18 protein-coding genes are annotated in these 17,803 nt (G+C 63.9%); 6 read left to right on the forward strand and 12 right to left on the reverse strand.

The window, feature by feature from the left end; genetic code table 11:
- Positions 1–4: 4 nt before the first annotated feature.
- Complete coding sequence (locus MB84_RS02750; protein ID WP_052652895.1) at positions 5–1,939, reverse strand: tetratricopeptide repeat protein; 1,935 nt, start codon at positions 1,937–1,939, stop codon at positions 5–7.
- Between the two features lie 79 nt (positions 1,940–2,018).
- Here MB84_RS02750 and mutM point away from each other — a divergent pair, with 79 nt between their 5' ends.
- Both mutM and mutY read left to right on the forward strand, forming a co-directional pair.
- On the forward strand, positions 2,019–2,849 hold the full coding sequence (gene mutM / locus MB84_RS02755; protein ID WP_046290664.1) for a bifunctional DNA-formamidopyrimidine glycosylase/DNA-(apurinic or apyrimidinic site) lyase: 831 nt from the start codon (positions 2,019–2,021) through the stop codon (positions 2,847–2,849).
- A gap of 132 nt (positions 2,850–2,981) precedes the next feature.
- Complete coding sequence (gene mutY / locus MB84_RS02760) at positions 2,982–4,139, forward strand: A/G-specific adenine glycosylase (RefSeq protein ID WP_046290665.1); 1,158 nt, start codon at positions 2,982–2,984, stop codon at positions 4,137–4,139.
- A gap of 16 nt (positions 4,140–4,155) precedes the next feature.
- Here the strand turns inward: mutY and rapZ are convergent, their stop codons facing one another.
- The 11 genes from rapZ to MB84_RS02815 all read right to left on the reverse strand — a co-directional run bounded on the left by rapZ (position 4,156) and on the right by MB84_RS02815 (position 13,318).
- Positions 4,156–5,028 carry an RNase adapter RapZ gene (rapZ, locus tag MB84_RS02765; RefSeq protein ID WP_046290666.1) on the reverse strand — a complete coding sequence of 291 codons (873 nt, stop codon included), beginning with the start codon at positions 5,026–5,028 and terminating at the stop codon, positions 4,156–4,158.
- Between the two features lie 179 nt (positions 5,029–5,207).
- Positions 5,208–5,540, reverse strand: coding sequence for a PsiF family protein (locus tag MB84_RS02770; RefSeq protein ID WP_046290667.1), 333 nt, complete (start codon positions 5,538–5,540; stop codon positions 5,208–5,210).
- A 173-nt stretch (positions 5,541–5,713) separates the two neighbouring features.
- The gene (gene hprK, locus MB84_RS02775; protein ID WP_039395509.1) at positions 5,714–6,679 is read right to left on the reverse strand and encodes an HPr(Ser) kinase/phosphatase; all 966 of its coding nucleotides are present in this window, start codon (positions 6,677–6,679) and stop codon (positions 5,714–5,716) included.
- Between the two features lie 90 nt (positions 6,680–6,769).
- Positions 6,770–7,225, reverse strand: coding sequence for a PTS IIA-like nitrogen regulatory protein PtsN (gene ptsN / locus MB84_RS02780; RefSeq protein WP_046290668.1), 456 nt, complete (start codon positions 7,223–7,225; stop codon positions 6,770–6,772).
- A gap of 236 nt (positions 7,226–7,461) precedes the next feature.
- Positions 7,462–7,818, reverse strand: coding sequence for a ribosome hibernation-promoting factor, HPF/YfiA family (gene hpf / locus MB84_RS02785; protein ID WP_039395515.1), 357 nt, complete (start codon positions 7,816–7,818; stop codon positions 7,462–7,464).
- A gap of 141 nt (positions 7,819–7,959) precedes the next feature.
- Positions 7,960–9,450: an RNA polymerase factor sigma-54 gene (locus MB84_RS02790; protein WP_046290669.1), complete on the reverse strand. Its 1,491-nt coding sequence runs from the start codon at positions 9,448–9,450 to the stop codon at positions 7,960–7,962.
- A 93-nt stretch (positions 9,451–9,543) separates the two neighbouring features.
- A complete protein-coding gene (gene lptB, locus MB84_RS02795; RefSeq protein WP_046293335.1) occupies positions 9,544–10,314 on the reverse strand; it encodes an LPS export ABC transporter ATP-binding protein in 771 nt (256 codons plus the stop codon).
- Positions 10,315–10,339: 25 nt separating this feature from the next.
- Positions 10,340–11,032, reverse strand: coding sequence for a lipopolysaccharide transport periplasmic protein LptA (lptA, locus tag MB84_RS02800; RefSeq protein WP_046290670.1), 693 nt, complete (start codon positions 11,030–11,032; stop codon positions 10,340–10,342).
- The gene (lptC, locus tag MB84_RS02805) at positions 11,029–11,706 is read right to left on the reverse strand and encodes an LPS export ABC transporter periplasmic protein LptC (RefSeq protein WP_046290671.1); all 678 of its coding nucleotides are present in this window, start codon (positions 11,704–11,706) and stop codon (positions 11,029–11,031) included. Before lptC ends, lptA begins: the two co-directional genes overlap by 4 nt.
- Before the next feature lie 24 nt (positions 11,707–11,730).
- Positions 11,731–12,216 carry a KdsC family phosphatase gene (locus tag MB84_RS02810; RefSeq protein ID WP_046293336.1) on the reverse strand — a complete coding sequence of 162 codons (486 nt, stop codon included), beginning with the start codon at positions 12,214–12,216 and terminating at the stop codon, positions 11,731–11,733.
- Positions 12,217–12,337: 121 nt separating this feature from the next.
- Complete coding sequence (locus MB84_RS02815; RefSeq protein WP_046290672.1) at positions 12,338–13,318, reverse strand: KpsF/GutQ family sugar-phosphate isomerase; 981 nt, start codon at positions 13,316–13,318, stop codon at positions 12,338–12,340.
- Positions 13,319–13,534: 216 nt separating this feature from the next.
- Between MB84_RS02815 and MB84_RS02820 the strand changes: the two genes are divergently transcribed.
- From MB84_RS02820 to MB84_RS02835, 4 genes are all read left to right on the forward strand, one after another.
- Positions 13,535–15,517: a monovalent cation:proton antiporter family protein gene (locus MB84_RS02820; RefSeq protein ID WP_046290673.1), complete on the forward strand. Its 1,983-nt coding sequence runs from the start codon at positions 13,535–13,537 to the stop codon at positions 15,515–15,517.
- Between the two features lie 86 nt (positions 15,518–15,603).
- Positions 15,604–16,155 carry an adenine phosphoribosyltransferase gene (locus MB84_RS02825; protein WP_084009576.1) on the forward strand — a complete coding sequence of 184 codons (552 nt, stop codon included), beginning with the start codon at positions 15,604–15,606 and terminating at the stop codon, positions 16,153–16,155.
- A 68-nt stretch (positions 16,156–16,223) separates the two neighbouring features.
- On the forward strand, positions 16,224–16,838 hold the full coding sequence (locus tag MB84_RS02830) for a LysE family translocator (protein WP_046290674.1): 615 nt from the start codon (positions 16,224–16,226) through the stop codon (positions 16,836–16,838).
- A 73-nt stretch (positions 16,839–16,911) separates the two neighbouring features.
- On the forward strand, positions 16,912–17,667 hold the full coding sequence (locus tag MB84_RS02835; protein WP_046290675.1) for a DeoR/GlpR family DNA-binding transcription regulator: 756 nt from the start codon (positions 16,912–16,914) through the stop codon (positions 17,665–17,667).
- Positions 17,668–17,803 lie beyond the last annotated feature (136 nt).

Raw genomic sequence — 17,803 nt, forward strand, 5'->3', positions numbered from 1 at the left:
GTCATCAAGGCGCGACGTTGTAACGCTTCATCGTCGAGCGCAGGGTGTCGTCGTCACCATCGAGCTTGAGCGCCTCGCGCCAGGTCTTGCGCGCCTCGTCTTGCTGCCCCGACTCCCACAACACCTCGCCCAGATGCGCGCCGATTTCCGCCTGCGCCTGAATGCCGTATGCACGACGCAGCAGTTCGAGTGCTTGCGACTTGTCGCCGAGGCGGTACTTCACCCAGCCGAGGCTGTCCATGATGTACGGATCTTCCGGCGAGAGCGACGACGCCTTTTGCAGCAGTTTGAGTGCTTCCGGCAGTCGTGTATTGCGCTCGGTGAGCGAGTAGCCCAGCGCGTTGTACGCCTGCGCGTTATCCGGCTGCGAAGCCATCACGCGGCGCATCGCCTTTTCCATCACGTCGTAGTGCTTGTTCAGTTCGGCCACCATGCCGTACTGATAGAGCAGGTCGGCATCGTCCGGATGGTTTTTGACTTCGACGGCGAGCAACTTCTCCGCATCGTCGTAACGCTTGGATTTGACCAGCAGATCCGATTCGGCACGCTTGAGCGCAAGTTGCTCACGCGGCTCGCTCGACTTGATGCCGTGCAACAGCGCGCGGCCTTCGTCGAGCTTGCCCTGGTCCGCCAGCAACTGCGCACGGCCGATTTGTGCGGGCAGATAGGCGTTGCTGTCTTCGCGAATCTTCGAGAGCCACATGTCGGCGGCAGGGTAATCCTTGCGGTCCTGCGCGATCTGCGCGAGGTAGACGTAAGCCTGCGCGCCGTCGGTGTTCTGCTGCTCGGCTTCCGTCGCGTACTTCTGCAAATACTGTTCGGCCTGTTCCGGATGATTGGCGTGCAGGTTCAGCAGTGCGAGCGCCATCAGCGTCGACAACTCATGCGGGTAACGCTTTTCCAGCGTTTCGAATTGCTTTTGCGCGGCGTCGAGTTGATTGTCGGCAAGCAGCAGCTTGGCGTAGGCGAAGCGGGCTTCCTTGGCGTTGGGATTGCGGTCGAGGAACGACTTCAGGCTGGCGATTGCACCGGTGCGCTCCGCCGGGCCCATCTGACCGTAGAGCAGGGCGGCGGCTTCGTAATCGGGCTTGAGTTTGAGTGCAGTTTCGAGCGACGTGCGCGCGCCGGCAGTGTCGCCTGCGTCGAGCTGCGAACGGGCGAGGGCGAGCTGCGCTTCCGGACGCTGCATGTCGCTCGCCAGCATGCGCTTGAGCGAATCGATGCCGGTGGCGCGCTCCGGACTGCGGGCGATCATCTGCTGCAATTCGAGAATGGCCTGACCACGACGCGCTTCAGGCACCTTGTTCAGTTCGTCGACCAGCAGCGGTTCGGCCTCGGCCAGATGGCCGGTGCCGACCTCGAGGCTGGCCAGCAGTTGGGTGGCCGGACGCCACGACGGGTCGAGCTGATGCCACAGCTTGGCGGCAATCAGGGCGTCGCCGAGTTGGCGTGCGCCGAGTGCAATCTCAACCGCGCGGCGCGCCATGCGCGGATCCTTCGTGCGGTTGGCCAGGGCCACGTAGGTATTGAAGGCGGGGGCCAGATTGCCTTGTTGCAGGCTCAATTCGGCGGCCATCACTTCGAAGACGATCTCGCTGCTGAGCGCAACGTTCGGCAGTTTCTCGCGCGGGACGTTCGCGTTCGGTGCGACGTCTTCGCTGTCGACGTCAGCGTCGGCACGGCTCGCGGCACCCGGTGCGCTGGCCTTGGCAGGCGCGGCAGGTGCCTTGGGCGCGGTCTGCGCCGCCGGTCCGGATTGGGCGAAAGCGTTCGAAGATGGCAGGAATGCCATGATTGCGCTGGCGCAGGTCACGCCAAGCGCCGTGGCTCCGGCCCAGGCCCCGCGAGCCAGGGCGCCGCGCAGGCGCAAAACCACGGGTGCCACGGTTTCCGCGGTACGGTCGGCGGCGGGAATGGACTGGAATCGGGTGTTCGGCATAGGGATCCACGGCAGGTTTCGAGCGATTGTAGCGCGCCCGATACAATAGAGTCTAAATCCTCAGCAAACGTTCGCAGGCATGCCTGAACTCCCAGAAGTCGAAGTCACCCGCCGCGGTATCGCGCCGCACGTAGCCGGCACGCGTGTCGCGCGCATCGACGTGCGCAACGGGTCGTTGCGCTGGCCGGTGCCCGCCGGACTCGACGCCCTGCTGCGCGGCGAAACGCTCATCGGTGTTACCCGTCGCGGCAAGTACCTCCTGCTCGAATACGCGCCCGGCTGGTTGCTCGTGCATCTGGGTATGACCGGGACGTTGCGCGTCGTGCCGGAACCGCAGTCGCTGCCGAGCGCGGGCGTTCACGACCATATCGATCTCGTCTTCGAACGATGCGCGCTGCGCTATCGCGACCCGCGCCGCTTCGGGGCCGTCCTCTTCCATCCGCGTGCGTCGGGCGATGTGCTGCTGCATCCGCTGCTCGCCAGTCTTGGCGTCGAGCCGCTGACCGACGATTTCGACGGCGCATGGCTTTACGCAGGCACGCGCGGACGCACCGTCTCCATCAAACAGGCGCTGCTCGCGGGCAGCATCGTCGTGGGGGTGGGCAACATCTACGCCTCGGAGAGCCTGTTCCGTGCAGGCATTCATCCGCGCATGGCAGCGGGCAAGCTGTCGCGCCCGCGTGCCGAGAAGCTTGCGCAAGCCGTCAAGACGGTGCTCGCAGCGGCCATCGAAAAAGGCGGCAGTACGTTGCGAGACTTCGTCGGCAGCGACGGACAGAGCGGCTATTTCCAGCAGGAGTATTTCGCCTACGACCGTGCGGGCCAGCCGTGTCGCGTGTGCGGCACGACGATCCGGCAGATCGTGCAGGGACAGCGCTCCACGTTCTTCTGCCCGAAATGTCAGAAATAACGGTGAGAAAGCACGCAGGCGTTCCACACAGATTCAGTCGATGTCGGATTGAGATGGGTCGGACATTGGTTTGACGAAGGGTGTCCTCATCTACGGTCGAACGCAGTACATAAAGCTTCCCCCGAATACGCTATGAAAAACGCTCCCAACGACACCACCACAAGCACGCTCGCGGACACTTTCGCACAGCGTCTGATCGCCTGGCAGGCCGAGCACGGCCGTCACGATCTGCCGTGGCAAAACACGCGCGATGCTTACCGCATCTGGCTGTCCGAGATCATGCTTCAGCAGACGCAGGTCGCTACGGTGATTCCGTATTACGGCCGCTTTCTCGAACGCTTCCCCGACGTCGCCGCGCTGGCCAGCGCCCCGCAAGACGATGTGATGGCGCTGTGGAGCGGTCTTGGCTATTACTCGCGCGCGCGCAATTTGCATCGCTGCGCACAGGTCGTCGTCGAGACTCATGGCGGACGTTTCCCGTCAGATCCCGAAACGCTCGCCACGCTGCCGGGCATCGGCCGATCGACTGCGGCGGCGATCGCCGCATTCGCGTACGACGCACACGCCGCCATCCTCGACGGCAATGTCAAACGGGTGCTCGCGCGCGTGTTCGGTATCGAAGGCTTCCCGGGCACGCCGAAGATCGAGCGAGAGATGTGGACGCTGGCGGAATCGCTGTTGCCGCAAAGCGACTTGCCAGCCTACACGCAGGGGATGATGGACCTCGGCGCCACGCTGTGCGCCCGCGGCAAGCCACGCTGCGGCGAGTGCCCCTTCGACAGCGATTGCGTCGCGCATGCGACGGGACGCGAGCGGACATTGCCGACTTCGAAGCCGAAAAAGGCGCAGCCGGAGCGTTACGTCGACGTGCTGATCATTCGTGCAGGCGAGCGCGTGTTGTTCGAGCGACGTCCCGACAGCGGTATCTGGGGCGGTCTGTGGAGTCTGCCGGAACTCACGCCGCCGACCGACAAACGCGACGCGGACGACCCCTTACTGCGCGAGCGTCTGGTGAGGCATGCGGCGGCACTGGGCGCGAAGGTCGGTGCGGTGCAGTCGCTCGTGCCGTTGCATGGCCTCACGCACGTCTTCACGCACTTCAAATTGCATTTGCGACCGTGGATGGTGACGCTGTCCGCGTCGTCGGCAACATCGATCAACGATGCCAACCGTGCGTGGCTGGACGGGGAGGGAGTGGTGGCCGCCGGGTTGCCGTCACCGATTCGCAAGATCGCCGACGCGCTGTCGCTGCGCGGTATGAAAGACGCTCAGTTGTCGCTGCCGGCCTGAGCGAGTCGGCGACCCCTCACTTCGTATCGATGGGGGCAAGTTCGCGGTGACGCACGAGTACGCTCGCTTCGTCGCGAAAGCGCGCGCCGAGCGTCTCGGAGATGAACACGGAGCGATGCTGCCCGCCCGTACATCCGATGGCGACCGTCAGATAGCTGCGGTTGTCGCGCATGAAGCTCGGCAACCACTTTTGCAGATAGGCGCCGATGTCGTTGATCATCTCGTCCACTTCGGGAATGGCCGACAAGAAATCGATCACGGGCTGATCGCGTCCGGTCAGCGGGCGCAATTGCAGGTCGTAATACGGATTGGGCAGCGAGCGGACATCGAAGACGAGGTCGGCGTCGAGCGGCACACCATGTTTGAATCCGAACGATTCGAACATCAGCGTAAGGCCGGTCTGATCGTGCTGCACGAATTCGCGAATCCAGCGGCGCAGCGCACTCGCGCGCAGATTGCTGGTGTCGATCTGGTGACCCAGTTCGGTGACGCTGCTGAGCATCTCACGCTCTTTCTCGATAGCTTCGACGAGTGAGCCGGTGGCCGAGAGCGTGTCGTCACCCGTCGACGAAAGCGGGTGACGGCGGCGCGTCTCCGAGAAGCGTTGCACCAGCGTTTGTGTGGTCGCATTGAGGAACAGCACGCGGACGTCATGGCCGAAACGGCGCAGACCGCCGATGATCGGCGGCAGTTCGGCGAGCGAACTGCCGCTGCGCGCGTCGATGGCGACCGCGAGGCGTGTGTAGTGCTGTGTGCCGAGGTAGACGGCGAGTTCAGGCAAAAAGCGCGACGGCAGATTGTCGACGCAGTAGTAACCCGCATCCTCGAGGACGTTCAGGGCGAGCGATTTGCCCGAACCGGAGACGCCGGTAATCAGTACGATCTTCATGACATTTTCCGAATACAACCATCATGGTAAGCGATTGTGTCGTACGGGTGTCACGTGGACAAAAACGAGGGCGTCCCCGCTGCTTTCGCTGCATTTTCGAGAATCCCGACCCAAAAGCGAAAACGGCGCCCGCGTGGGGCGCCGTCAGGCTCGTCAGGCGTCAGCGCCCGGCGTCAAACTTAAGCTGCCGGAGCGTTCGACAGGCACTGCTTCATGAATGCCTTGCGATCGTCGCCCTTCTTGCCGCTGGCTTGCGTGTTACAGGTCTTCATCTTTTCCTGCTGCGTTTGCTTGGCGGCAGGTGCGGCACCGCCAGCGGACAGGCACTGCTTCATGAAGGCCTTGCGGTCGTCACCCGTTTTGCCGGTCGCTTGCGAGTTGCAAGCCTTCATCTTGTCTTGTTGGGCGTTGGTCGCCTTGGGGGCGGATGCCGGGGCGGCGGCGGTTTGAGCGAACACGGGCGATGCGAGCAGCGGGGATACCAGAAGCAGTGCAGCGAGTGCTTTTTTCATGATCGTCTCTCCAAAAGGTCGTGACGCACGGGCACGGGGATGAACCGCGTTGCGATTACAACATGTTAGAAAACGCGCCGCAATCGCGCGGCGTTGACAGAAAAACGCAAAAGTAGCGGTATACCCGGAAGGTTTCGGCTGTTTCGGGCAGTCGATTCACCGACTGCGCACGCTCAGAGCAATTTGCCCTGCATGCCGTCCGGGTCCTGCATGGCCTGGCGCTGACGCTCCATGAAGTCCTTGAGCGTATCGATCCCGCGCAGTTGCAGAATCGTGTTGCGCACGGCCGCCTCGACCAGCACGGCGAGGTTTCGCCCGGCGGCCACTTGCAGAATCACCTTGTTGATCGGCAGGCCCAGCACGTCGACCGTCTGCGCTTCGAGCGGCAGACGCTGGAATTCGCCATCGGGACGGCGCACCAGTTGCACGATCAGCTTGAGCTTCATTTTCCGGCGCACAGCCGTCTCACCGAAGATGGTCTTGATGTCGAGCAGACCGAGACCGCGCACTTCCAGCAGGTTTTGCAGCAGCGGCGGGCAGCGGCCTTCGACGAAATCCGGCCCGAGACGCACGAAATCGACTGCGTCGTCGGCCACCAGGCCGTGTCCACGGCTGATCAGTTCCAGACCGAGTTCGCTCTTGCCGAGGCCGGAGTCGCCGGTGAGCAGCACGCCCATGCCCAGAATGTCGATGAAAACGCCGTGCATCGTGCAGCGCGGCGCGAAAACGCGAGAAATGTACAGACGCAGGCTGTCGATGACGGAGGCCGTCGACAGCGGCGTGGTGAACAGCGGGGTGGAAGAGCGTGTACAGCGCAGCACCAGATCGGGCGGCGCTTCGAGGCCATCTGCCACCACGAGGAACGGCGGTTCCAGCGCGATGACTTCGCCCATGTGACGCTTGCGGTTCTCGTCCGTGAGACGCTGGTAGTAGCGTAGCTCGGCTTCGCCGAGCACCTGAATCCGGTTCGGGTGGATGAGGTTCAGGTGGCCCACGAGGTCCGCGCTTGAGGTGGCGGTCGCCACGCTCTCCGGCGTGAAGCCGCGCTCCCAACCTTCATGGCCTGTGAGCCACGACAGACGCAACGTCGCGGCGTTGTCGTCGAAAATGCTTTGCGCGTTGATGCCGGTCAGTTCCACCGCGTCGCCTCGTTCGGTTGGGTGTGGGAGCTACGGAATTCGTGTGTGTTCGCGGCGATTCGTACCGGTGCGCTGACGACGCGGGACGACTCAGGGCTTCCAGTTCGTCAGCGCGGCGTGGACATCGTTGGCGCTGGGCGCGTTGATCAGGATACTGCGCATCTCGGGGTCCGAGAGCAACTGCGCAATTTCGGACAGGATCTCGAGGTGCTGCTGCGTCGCTTGCTCGGGCACGAGCAACACGAACAGGAGGGAGACGGGCTGACCGTCGGGCGCTTCGAACGGAATGGCCTCTTCCAGGCGGATGAACGCGGCGGCCGGAAACTTCAGGCCTTTGATGCGTCCATGCGGAATCGCGACACCTTCGCCAAGACCCGTCGAGCCGAGACGCTCACGGGCGAACAGATTGTCGGTTACCACAGCGCGAGAAAGCCCGGCATTGTTCTCGAAGAGGAGGCCGACCTGTTCGAACAGGCGCTTCTTGCTGGTAACGGACAGTCCAAGCAGGATGTTGGACTCGAGTATGAGTTTGGCTAAACGGTTCATCTTGTAATGCGGGCGAACGCATGGTCGCCCTCCAACCCCCGATTGACCTCGCATTATAGACCACTCGCCGCCGCGCTCGCGGCAAGTCACGGAAGTGGGGCGAACCATACAAAAGGGGCCGTTCAACGGCCCCGCGGTGGGTGATGCCAGACTTACAACAGACGGATATGCGCTAAGGGGGTTCCTTGCGGGTTTTCGTCGGTATCAGCCAATGCGATGACCACGCCTGAACGATGCTATTGCAGCGGTTCCGCCTCTGGAGGAAGTTCGTGGTGCTTGATGGCTTCGCGACCGTGATCCTGAACCTTATCCTTGTACTGCATTACCTTGCGGTCGAGCATGTCGATCAGCTTGTCGATGGCGGCATACATATTCTCGTCACACTTCTCGACGAAAATTTCCTTGCCCTTGAGAAACACCGTGACGCTCGCGATCTGGCGTCCGCTCTTCTCCTTGGTCTTGTCGACAGAGAGGATCACCTCGGCGCCAATGAGCTGGTCGAAATGATTCAACACGCGGTTAAGCTTGTTGACGACAAATTCGCGCAGCGACGGCGTGAGTTCGAGATGGTGTCCACTGATCTTCAGATTCATAGCTGCTCTCCTTGCTGAAATGCCGAAGTGCAGGCCGCGTCAACGTTGACGCTGGCTAGCGAGGGTGCGAGCCATTGACGTGACGCAATGTCGCACTGCGGCGTGATGCCCCAGCGGCCAACATGGCGCACCAGGACTGTCCTACAAAGATTTGCGCAAGTTCACTGCGGGGATTCGCATGGCCTCGCGGTACTTCGCGACAGTGCGCCGCGCCACCACAAAACCTTGCTCTGCCAGCAGTTCCGCGATACGGCTATCGGAAAGGGGGCTCTGCGGGTCTTCTGCTCCTATGAGTTGCTTGATGAGTGCGCGGATAGCGGTCGATGACGCAGCGCCTCCGGCTTCCGTTGCCACGTGCGATCCGAAGAAGTACTTAAGCTCGAAGGTTCCAAATGGAGTGAGCATGTACTTACTCGTTGTCACCCGTGAAATCGTGGATTCATGTAAACCCAGCGTATCAGCAATCTCGCGTAAAACCAAGGGCCGCATGCCGATTTCGCCATGCGTGAAGAAGTTCTTTTGACGCTCGACAATGGCTTGCGCCACCCGCAGGATCGTATCGAAGCGTTGCTGGATGTTCTTGATCAGCCAGCGCGCTTCCTGCAACTGCTGTTGGAGGTTGCCGGTTCCCGGATCGTTCCGGTTATTTCGGAGAATGCGCGCATACATCTCGTTGATGCGTAGACGCGGCATCACTTCCGGATTCAGCTCCGCCGTCCAGCCGCTCCCCTGCTTGCGTACCAGCACGTCCGGCACGACGTAGTCGGCCTGGGGCGCGCCGTAAGCCGAGCCCGGGAACGGGTCCAGCGAACGAATCAGCTGATGCGCGGCGCGCAGGCCGTCTTCGCCGACACCCAGCAGGCGGCGCAAACGCGTGTAATCGCGCGCGGCCAGCAGTTCCAGGTGATCGGTGACGATGCGCAGCGACAGCGTACGCACAGCGCTTGCGGGCAGTCGCTGAAGCTGCAGGCGCAGGCACTCGGCCGGGCTGCGGGCGCCCACGCCCGCCGGGTCGAAACTTTGCAGTAGCGCCAGCGCCGCGTTGATCTCTTCCGTTTCGAGCGCCAGCTCCTCGGGCATTTCGGCCTGAATCTCGTCGAGCAGGCTACCAAGGTAGCCGTCTTCGTCCAGGGATTCGATCAGGAATTCCACCAGCGCGCGGTCGCGCGGTGAGGCCTTGGTCAGGCGCAGTTGAGCCAGCAGATGTTCACGCAGATTGGGATGGTCGACGTGCAGCTGCGGACGCGCATTGTCGTCGTCGTCCGATGCGCTGCCGGAGCGGGCGAAGTCGTTCAGGCTCCAGTCGCTGCCGTTATCCGGCGCGTTGTCGTCGAAGCGGGCCTCGCCATCGAGTTCGCGTGCTTCGTCGTGACCGTTAGCGGCGTCGGGGCCGTTGTCGTTCGAACCGCTGGACGACGAACCTCGCTCGTTGCGTAGCGACCCGTCTGTGCCCACACGTACCGAACCGGCGAGCCAATCGTCCTCGCGTTCGAGCATCGGGTTCTGGGTGAGGGCGTGCTCGACTTCCTGCTGAAGTTCGAGCGTCGACAGTTGCAACAACCGGATCGATTGCTGCAACTGCGGCGTGAGGGTCAGGTGCTGCGAGGTGCGGAGTTGAAGAGTCGGTTTCATAGCGGTCTCGCCTTCATTGTAGAGGCTTTGTCACGCCAACGGAACCGTCCCTGACGCCTATCGGAGGCAGGGTTTACATGCGAAAAATCTGCTTTACATCCGGAAATTTTCGCCCAGATAGACGCGGCGGACGCTTTCGTCGGCGACGATCTGGTCAGGCGTGCCTGCGGCGAGCACCGAGCCTTCGCTGATGATGTACGCGTGATCGCAGATACCCAGCGTCTCGCGCACGTTGTGGTCGGTAATCAGGACACCGATGCCTCGGTCCTTGAGAAAGCGCACGATCCGCTGGATTTCCAGCACGGCGATCGGGTCGACGCCCGCGAACGGTTCGTCGAGCAATATAAATCGCGGTTGTGTGGCCAGGGCGCGTGCGATTTCGACGCGACGACGCTCGCCGCCCGAGAGCGACATCGCCGGATTCTCGCGCAGATGGCCCACCTGAAGCTCGTCGAGCAGGGCTTCGATGCGGCGTTCGATTTCGTCGCGCTTGAGGGGCTTGCCCTGTGCATCGACCTGCAATTCAAGCACGGCGCGAATGTTGTCTTCGACCGTGAGCTTGCGAAATACCGACGCTTCCTGCGGCAGATACGAGACGCCCATGCGGGCGCGCTCGTGGATCGGCAGTTCGCTGATGAGGTTGCCGTCGAGCTGGATTTCGCCGTCGTCGGCAGGCACCAGCCCCACGATCATGTAGAACGACGTTGTCTTGCCCGCGCCATTCGGGCCAAGCAGACCCACGACCTCGCCGCTCTTCACGTCGAGCGACACATCCTTAACGACGGTACGCGCGCCGTACTGCTTCTTGAGCGAGCGCACGACGAGCGCGCTGGGCTTGCCCACCGGGCCTGCGCCCGGGTTGATGGTCGAGACGTTGCTATTGGCAGAATTACTCACGCGGATTCCCGATGTTCTTGGAAGGCGACAGCGGCGGCAGGTCGCCCTTGGGCGCGGCACCCGGTGCCGGCGCCGGCGCCGGCGCCTGTGCGCCCGTGGCGTTGCGAGGGGCGAGCGTAGCGCGCACGCGGCCGTTCGGATTGTTGGGGGTGACCTGATCGGCACCGCTGTTGGCGGTGTAGACCTCATTGTAGGTGTCGTACGTGATCACGCTGCCGTGAATCTCGTCGAGCACCTTCGTACCGCCGGCCAGACGCTTGAGCGTGGCCCGCGTGGTCAGCGTGGCGACTTCGGTCTTGCCGTTGTAATAGATGGTCTCGCCCCAGCCGTCGATGTACTCGTCGATGCCGTCGCGCTTCTGACGCATGTAGGCGAGCGGGCCACCCGGCTTGTAGTAAGCCGTGGCGTACTGATAACCCTCCGGATCCTGAGTCACTTCGACGCGATCGGCCTTCAGGAGAATCGTCCCCTTGGTCATCGTCACGTTGCCGGTGAATATGTTGACCTGCTTCAGGTCGTCATAGCTCATGTGGTTCGACTCGATATTGAGCGGCTTGTCGCGGTCGGCGCGTTCGGCGTGAGCCAGCGGCGCGGCCAGCGCGCCAAGGACGGCGAAGGCGGTGGCCAGCGCGCGAAGCGCGCGCAGCGATACGGAGGCGGGTCGCAGTGAAAGGCGATCGGTCATGGGGTCTTGGGGCCCTGAGGAGTCTGAGATGGCGCGCGTGAGGCGGCCGGCGCAGCGGACTGGCCGGACGGCGGCGGGCGCTTGGCGCCCAGTTCCGCCGGCTGGATCGTGCCGTGAACATTGCCGAGCAATTGTACGGCGCGCGAGATGTTATTGAAAATCATGCCGTCGCCATACATCACGGACGACCCGCGGAAGAGCTGCACCGGCTTTTCGGTGCGCACGATGTCTTCGTTCACGAGCACCTGGAAGTGCTCGGACAGCGCACGCATTTCGGGATCGCGCGGCCCCGGCTGACGCACCACGACCGCGTCGTCGTACAGATCGACGATCGACATATCGGCGTTGAGCGTGCCACGCTTGCTCGTGGCGGTCACCTCGGGCTGGTCCGGCGTGAAGGCGCGCACGGCCGGCATCGTCATGGCCGTGGTCTGGTCGTCTTCGAAGTGCGTCATGTGGACGGCGTTGACGCGGTACTGCGTCACCCCGTTGGGCGCAAGCATCGAGATCACCATGTCGTCGGCGTAGTAATCGGGGATGTGCTGCTTCACGTACGGCGCGCGGTCGGCGTCGGACGGCAGCGTGCGCTGCACGAGCCAGTAGGTGCCGGCCGCAAGGCTTGCCAGGACGGCGATCGCGATCAGCGAAGCGGGCGAGACGCGTTGGATGGCCATGAGTGGATCGACTCTCCCGGCGCGTCAGGCGATGGCTTCGGCGAGCAAGGCGTCGTAACGCCCCTGCGCGCGCAAGATGAAGTCGCACAACTCGCGTGCGGCACCTTCGCCACCGCGCGTACTCGCGATCCAGTGACAGCGTGCCTTCACTTCGATGTGCGCATTGGCCGGGCAGGCGGCAAAGCCCACGCGCGTGAGCACGGGCAGGTCGGGCCAGTCGTCGCCGATATGCCCGCAGACGTCGGCCGTCACGCCGACTTTGGCGCACAGGTCTTCAAATGCGGTGCGCTTGTCGTGCACGCCCTGATAGACGTGCACGACGCGCAGATCCGCCGCGCGTTTGGCGACGATATCCGACTGACGTCCCGTGATGATGGCGGTGACGATGCCGGCTTCGCCCAGCAGCTTCAGACCGTGGCCGTCGAGCGAATCGAAGGTCTTGATGACTTCGCCGGTCGGGCCGTAGCGCAGGCCGCCGTCGGTCAGCACGCCATCGACGTCGAACACCATGACGCGCAGACGCGCCGCGCGAAGCGTGGCGGCCGCTGCGTCGAAGGGCGCAATGCCGGAGGCGTTGGGGGGATTCGCTTGACTCGGATGACTCATTGGCAGACGGCTCTGGGCAGACAACTCACACGACCTTGGCGGCGAACAGGTCGTGGACGTTCAGCGCGCCGACAAGGCGGCCGTTCTCCGTCACGAGCAACTGCATGATGCCGAAGCGTTCCATCAGTTCGGCGGCTTCTGCGGCGAGCTTGTCCGGATCGATGGTGCGCGGATCGGCCTTCATCACGTCGGCCAGCTTCAGCGAGGTGAAATCGAGTGTACGCTTGAACAAACGACGCAAGTCGCCGTCGGTAAAGATACCGACGACGCGATCGTCGGCATCCACGATGGCGGTCATGCCGAGACCCTTGGCGGTCATCTCGATTAGCGCGTCGGAGAGATTGGCGTCGGAGCGCACGCGCGGCACGGCGTCGCCGGTACGCATGACATCGCGCACGAAGGTCAGCAGCCGGCGGCCCAATGCCCCCCCGGGATGCGAGCGGGCGAAGTCTTCCGCGCCGAAGCCGCGTGCGTCGAGCAGCGTGACGGCGAGCGCGTCGCCCAGAGCGAGGGCGGCCGTGGTGCTGGCGGTGGGCGCGAGGCCCAGCGGGCAGGCTTCTTTCTCGACGTGTGCGTCGAGATGCACGTCGGACAGACGGCCAAGGCTCGATGCGGCGTTGCCGGTCATGGCGATGAGCTTCGCGCCGATGCGCTTGATCATCGGCAGGATGCTGACGAGCTCACCCGTTTCGCCGGAGTTGGACAGGGCGACGACCACGTCATCCGCCGTGATCATGCCCAAATCGCCGTGGCTGGCTTCTGCAGGGTGAACGAAGAATGCGGGGGTGCCGGTGCTGGCGAACGTGGCAGCGAGTTTGCGGCCGATGTGGCCGGACTTGCCCATCCCGGTGACGACGACGCGCCCGCGGCAGGCAAGCAGCAGCGAGACCGCTTTGAAGAAGCTGTCGTCGAGGTGTGCGGACACGCGTTCGATGGCGTCGGCTTCAGTGCGCAACACCTCCCGGGCGACCTCTAGTGCCCGGCCTGAATTGATTTTCGCTATCATGCGCGGAGTATATCAAAACGGACGTGGCGTCGAAGGACAGCCGCGCCACGTCTGGCCCCGCGCCCCGTCCTGCGCCGTTCGGGACATCGCCCGAACCGGTCCGGTTTGCGCTTCCCGGGTCGCCGTCCGGACGTACGCTGGCACGGCCCTTGCGTGACATTGGCAAGACAACGCACCCCGCTCACCCGGAATCACTCAGGAAACCGACCCTAGCTGATGGCATCGCCGCTCGAACTCACTCTCGTCTTGTTGTTTGCCGCCTGCGTCGGGGTGGTGCTGTTTCGCATGCTCCATCTGCCGCCGATGCTGGGCTATCTCAGCGTGGGCATCGTCATCGGCCCGCATGCGCTGGGGCTGGCGGCCGATTCGCAGCGCGTGCAGTACCTCGCGGAGTTCGGCGTCGTTTTCCTGATGTTCTCCATCGGCATCGAATTCTCGTTGCCCAAGCTAAAGAGCATGAGACGGGTGGTGCTCGGACTCGGCGTTTCACAGGTGCTCGGGACGTTGCTCGTCGCCGTCGGGCTGGGCGCACTCGTCAACCTGTTCTGGTCGTTCTCATGGCAGGCCTCGGTGGCGCTGGGCGGCGCGCTGGCCATGTCTTCGACGGCCATCGTCACCAAGATGCTCGCCGAGCGGCTCGAACTGGAGACGGAGCACGGCCGCAACATCATGGGCGTGCTGCTGTTTCAGGATCTGGCCGTGGTGCCGCTGCTGATCGTGATCTCCGCGCTGGGCGGCAACTCGAAGGCGCTGGTGCTCGCCTTGTCGCTGGCGGCGCTCAAGATCACCGGCGCATTGGCGTTGCTCCTCTGGATTGGGCAAAAACTCGTCGGCCGCTGGTTCCACATCGTGGCCGCGCGACGCTCACAAGAGCTCTTCATGCTCAACCTGCTGTTGCTCACGCTGGGCCTGGCCTACATCACCGAGCATCTGGGGCTGTCGATGGCGCTGGGCGCGTTCATCGCGGGCATGCTGATTGCCGAGACGCCGTTTCGCCATCAGGTGGAAGACGACATCAAGCCGTTTCGCGACGTGCTGCTCGGCTTGTTCTTCATCACGACCGGCATGCTGCTCAATCCGAGCATCGTGCTCAAGCAGCCGTTGCTCGTGCTGTTGTTCTTCGTCGGTCCGCTGATCGTCAAATTCACGCTCATCGCGGGGCTGGCGCGTCTGTTCGGCAGCCCGCCGGGCACGGCGATCCGCACCGGGCTGGGGCTGGCGCAGGCGGGTGAGTTCGGCTTCGTGCTGCTCAATCTCGTGATCGACCGGAGTCTGCTCGACCCGTCGCTGTCGCAGGCGGTGCTCGCGGGGATGTTGCTCTCGATGTTGTGCGCGCCGTTCCTCATCATCAACGCCGACCGCGTTGCGCTGCGCTTCGTCGCCAACGAATGGATGATGCAGTCGTTGCAGATGACCAAGATCGCGACGCAGAGCATCAAGACGTCGGGGCACGTGATCATCTGCGGCTACGGTCGATGCGGTCAGAACCTCGCGCGCATGCTGGAGCAGGAGGGCATCGGGTACGTGGCGCTCGACCTCGACCCCGACCGCGTGATGGAGGCCGCCAGCTCCGGCGAGACCGTGGTGTTCGGCGACGCGGCCCGGCGCGAAGCGCTCGTCGCGGCAGGGATTCACCGGGCGGCGGGCATTGTGGTGACGTACGACAGCACGCCGGCGGCGCTCAAGGTACTCGCGCAGGTGCAGGCGCTGGAGCCGACGCTGCCCGTGGTCGTTCGCACGGTCGACGACACGCATATCGACGACCTCATCGCCGCCGGGGCCACCGAAGTCGTTCCGGAAATCGTGGAGGGCAGCCTGATGCTCGCCTCGCACGCGCTGGTGCTCATGGGCGTTCCGATGCGCCGGGTGTTGCGTCGGGTGGCGCAGGCGCGTAACGAGCGCTACAGCCTGTTGCGCGGCTACTTCCACGGGCTGGACGACGAAGACGAAGGCGGCGAGCGCGAACAGGTGCGCCTGCAATCGGTGCCGCTCACGCTCAATGCGGCGGCCGTCGGCCGTACGTTGGGCGAGCTTCGACTGGACAAACTCGGGGTGACGGTGACGGCGATCCGGCGGCACGGCATTCGCGGCGTGGAACCGGTGGCGGAGACGCGTCTGATGGCCGAGGACATCGTCGTACTGCGCGGCCTGCCCGACAAGCTGGTGGCGGCGGAGACGCGGCTGCTGGGGCACCCGTAGGGCGCAACGTCCGACCGTCACAGGCAGGCCGGGCCTTTTTGGCATAATGTGGCGTGTTCCCTATCAGTACCGAAAGAAGGATCCCCGTGCAGATCGACGAGTCCCCTGCCGCCTATATCAAGAGCCAGATCCGCACCGTGCCGGACTGGCCCGCACCCGGCGTGCAGTTCCGCGACATCACTCCGTTGCTCAAGAACCCGCGCACTTTGCGGGTGCTCATCGATGTGTTCGTCCATCGCTATATGGCGCAACGCCCCGACTATATTGCGGGCCTCGATGCGCGCGGCTTCATTCTCGGCTCGATTCTCGCGTACGAGCTGAACATCGGATTCATCCCCATTCGCAAGAAGGGCAAGCTGCCCTATCAGACGGTCGCCGAAGAGTACGAGCTGGAATACGGCAGTGCGACGGTCGAGATTCACGCCGACGCCTGCGGTCCCGGCGACCGCGTGCTGCTGATCGACGATCTGGTCGCTACGGGCGGCACGATGCTCGCCGGTAAGAAGCTGCTGGAGCGCCTCGGCGCGACGGTCATCGAAGGGGCGGCCATCGTCGACCTGCCGGAGCTGGGCGGATCGAAGCTGATTCGCGATGCCGGACTGGACCTTTTTCTGCTGTGCTCGTTCGAAGGGCACTGAGCGCACGTAGCGCACTGGGCGCACTGAACGCGCCGCCCGATTTCTGACTTTCCGACCCGGACGCACCGATGCCCAATCTCTGGCTGTTCCTGCTGACCTCGGTGGCGATCACGCTTGCGCCGGGGCCCGATAACATGCAGGTCATCGCACGCGGTATCGCGCAGGGCCGCCGCGCTGGACTGGCGGCGGCGGCCGGTTTCACGTTCGGCTGCCTCTTCCACACGACGATTGCCGCAGTGGGCCTCGCGGCCGTGCTGCGCTCGTCGCCGTGGGCGTTCGAGACGATCAAGCTGCTCGGTGCGGCCTATCTCATCTGGATCGGCATCAAGGCGCTGCGTGCGCGCGGTGCGCTGACGCTGGCAAGCGACACCGAACCGCAGTCGCTCGGCGCCGTCTTCCGTCAGAGCGTGTTCGCGAACATGCTCAATCCGAAGGTCACGCTGTTCTTCCTCGTATTCCTGCCGCAATTCGTGAGTGCCGACGCCGCCCATCCGGGCTGGCAGATGGTGCTGCTCGGCCTCGTGTTCATGGCCCAGACCATCGTCGTGTTCAGCGCCTACGGCTGGTTCGCGGGCGTGCTGGGGACGTGGCTCAAGCGCCGTCCGGGGGCGGGGCGCTGGCTCGATCGTGTGGCCGGCGCGATCTTCGTCGGTCTGGGATTGCGTGTCGCGTTACAGGGGTAATGCGCGACACGTGACGTTCCCGGATTCGCGGACGTCGTCCCGTCATTCGTAGTCCAACTGATATTGCTCGATCATGCTTGCCGAACAACGCCAACAATACGTGCTCGAACAACTTGCCAAGACCGGGGCGCTGGCCATCAGCGACCTGGTGCGGGAACTGGGTGTCTCGCGCGAGACCGTGCGACGCGACCTCAACACGCTCGCCGCGCGCGGTCTGCTGCTCATGACCCACGGCGGTGCGCTGGCCGCCGACCGGAGCGAGCCCGACTGGACGCTACGCGAGAACGTCAACGCCGTGGGCAAGCGCGCCATCGGCGTGCGCGCGGCAGAGCTGGTGCACGACGGCGCGTCGGTCATCATCGACTACGGCACGACCACGCGCGCCGTCGCACAGGCGCTGCTCTCCAAACACAGGCTTCGCATCTACACCAACGACTGGCAGATCGCGCGCCTGCTCGGCCGCCATCACGACAATCGCGTGACGCTGCTTGGCGGCGAGTTGCAGGACAACGAAGACGCCGTGCAGGGTTGGGACGCCATCAACCAGATTTCGCAATATCACGCAGACTTCGCGTTCATCGGGGTGGGCGGCGTGACCGAAGATGGCGGTATCACCGATTTCAACCGCGCGGCTGCCGAGCTGCGCGCACGCATGCTGCTGTGTGCGAACGTGTCGGCTGTCGTCGCGGATCACACCAAGTTCGGTCGCGTAACGCCCGTGCGTATCCGTCACTTCGAAGCGGCCCGCTACCTCATCAGCGACGCCGCCCCGCACAAGAGCATGCTGGCCCAGCTTCGCGCGCGCGGCCCGGAGTTGCTGATCGCCTGATGCTGCGCATCGTGGCTTGACCCGATTCCGTCGCTGTCATGCCGTCGTTCTCGTCGATTTGCGTTTGCCGGATCGACGAGACCCCGATCTGTCCACCGGGCGAGATCGTGCCGTTCCTCCTTGCCATCGCCATTCC

Origin of the sequence: Pandoraea oxalativorans (assembly GCF_000972785.3) — a bacterium.
GTDB classification, from domain to species: Bacteria; Pseudomonadota; Gammaproteobacteria; order Burkholderiales; family Burkholderiaceae; genus Pandoraea; species Pandoraea oxalativorans.

What these genes read in the sequence shown, in the direction of transcription:
- MB84_RS02750 (WP_052652895.1), bottom strand. Translation starts at nt 1,939, where the DNA reads ATGCCGAACACCCGATTCCAGTCCATTCCCGCCGCCGACCGTACCGCG.
- mutM (WP_046290664.1), top strand. Translation starts at nt 2,019, where the DNA reads ATGCCTGAACTCCCAGAAGTCGAAGTCACCCGCCGCGGTATCGCGCCG.
- mutY (WP_046290665.1), top strand. Translation starts at nt 2,982, where the DNA reads ATGAAAAACGCTCCCAACGACACCACCACAAGCACGCTCGCGGACACT.
- rapZ (WP_046290666.1), bottom strand. Translation starts at nt 5,028, where the DNA reads ATGAAGATCGTACTGATTACCGGCGTCTCCGGTTCGGGCAAATCGCTC.
- MB84_RS02770 (WP_046290667.1), bottom strand. Translation starts at nt 5,540, where the DNA reads ATGAAAAAAGCACTCGCTGCACTGCTTCTGGTATCCCCGCTGCTCGCA.
- ptsN (WP_046290668.1), bottom strand. Translation starts at nt 7,225, where the DNA reads ATGAACCGTTTAGCCAAACTCATACTCGAGTCCAACATCCTGCTTGGA.
- hpf (WP_039395515.1), bottom strand. Translation starts at nt 7,818, where the DNA reads ATGAATCTGAAGATCAGTGGACACCATCTCGAACTCACGCCGTCGCTG.
- MB84_RS02790 (WP_046290669.1), bottom strand. Translation starts at nt 9,450, where the DNA reads ATGAAACCGACTCTTCAACTCCGCACCTCGCAGCACCTGACCCTCACG.
- lptA (WP_046290670.1), bottom strand. Translation starts at nt 11,032, where the DNA reads ATGACCGATCGCCTTTCACTGCGACCCGCCTCCGTATCGCTGCGCGCG.
- lptC (WP_046290671.1), bottom strand. Translation starts at nt 11,706, where the DNA reads ATGGCCATCCAACGCGTCTCGCCCGCTTCGCTGATCGCGATCGCCGTC.
- MB84_RS02810 (WP_046293336.1), bottom strand. Translation starts at nt 12,216, where the DNA reads ATGGTGTTCGACGTCGATGGCGTGCTGACCGACGGCGGCCTGCGCTAC.
- MB84_RS02815 (WP_046290672.1), bottom strand. Translation starts at nt 13,318, where the DNA reads ATGATAGCGAAAATCAATTCAGGCCGGGCACTAGAGGTCGCCCGGGAG.
- MB84_RS02820 (WP_046290673.1), top strand. Translation starts at nt 13,535, where the DNA reads ATGGCATCGCCGCTCGAACTCACTCTCGTCTTGTTGTTTGCCGCCTGC.
- MB84_RS02830 (WP_046290674.1), top strand. Translation starts at nt 16,224, where the DNA reads ATGCCCAATCTCTGGCTGTTCCTGCTGACCTCGGTGGCGATCACGCTT.
- MB84_RS02835 (WP_046290675.1), top strand. Translation starts at nt 16,912, where the DNA reads ATGCTTGCCGAACAACGCCAACAATACGTGCTCGAACAACTTGCCAAG.